Origin of the sequence: Clavibacter lycopersici (assembly GCF_003576405.1) — a bacterium.
In the GTDB taxonomy this organism is placed as follows: Bacteria; Actinomycetota; Actinomycetes; order Actinomycetales; family Microbacteriaceae; genus Clavibacter; species Clavibacter lycopersici.
Window position 1 is genome coordinate 1 of record NZ_QWGT01000478.1, and the last position, 744, is coordinate 744.

1 pseudogene is annotated in these 744 nt (G+C 79.0%); it reads left to right on the plus strand.

What is annotated here, in order from left to right:
• Positions 1 to 744, plus strand: a pseudogene (locus tag DZG00_RS16055) (transglutaminase domain-containing protein); the annotation flags it as partial.

The following is a 744-nucleotide window of genomic DNA, read 5'->3' on the forward strand; positions in this document are numbered from 1 at the left end:
GCCGCCCCCGCACGCCGGCCGGATCCCGCGACCCCGGCCGCACCCTCGTCCCCGCCATCGCGATCGCGCTCCTCACCGGCCTCGCCGCGGCCGCCTTCTGGCCGGTCTACCGCGACGCGTCGTTCGTGCGCATGGCGGGGATCACGCTGGTCGTCGGCGCGCTCGTCGCGGTGGCCGGCGCCCGCCTCCGCTGGGGGAGCGCGGTCGTCGCGGCCGCGACCCTCGTCGCGTTCCTCGCGCTCGGGGTGCCGCTCGCGGTGCCGACCGGCGCCGTCGACGGCTGGCGGCCGACGCTCCAGGGCCTCGCCGAGCTCGTCGAGGGCGCGTCCCTCGGCATCGTGCGGCTGCTGACCATCGCGCTCCCGGTCGGCGACTACCAGGCGCTCCTCGTGCCCGCGTTCGCGCTCGTGCTGCTCGGATCCGTCGTCGGCGTCACGGTGGCGTTGCGCTCCCAGCGGCCGGAGCTCGCGGTGATCCCCTCCCTCGTGATCCTCGTCGTCGCGGCCGCGCTCGGCCCCGACCGCAGCCAGGGACCGGACGCGCCCGACGCCGCGGGCCTCCTCGTGCCGGTCGCGCTGGCCTGGCTCGCGGCGGCCCTGCTGTGGATCGCCCGGTGCCGCTGGCGTCGCCGCCACCGCGCCGTGCGCCGCCTCGGCCGGCAGTCGGGGATCCCCGTGGAGTCCGCCTCGGACCGGCGCCGCTCGGGCACGCGCACCGGGGTCTCCGCGGTCGTCGTCCTCGCGG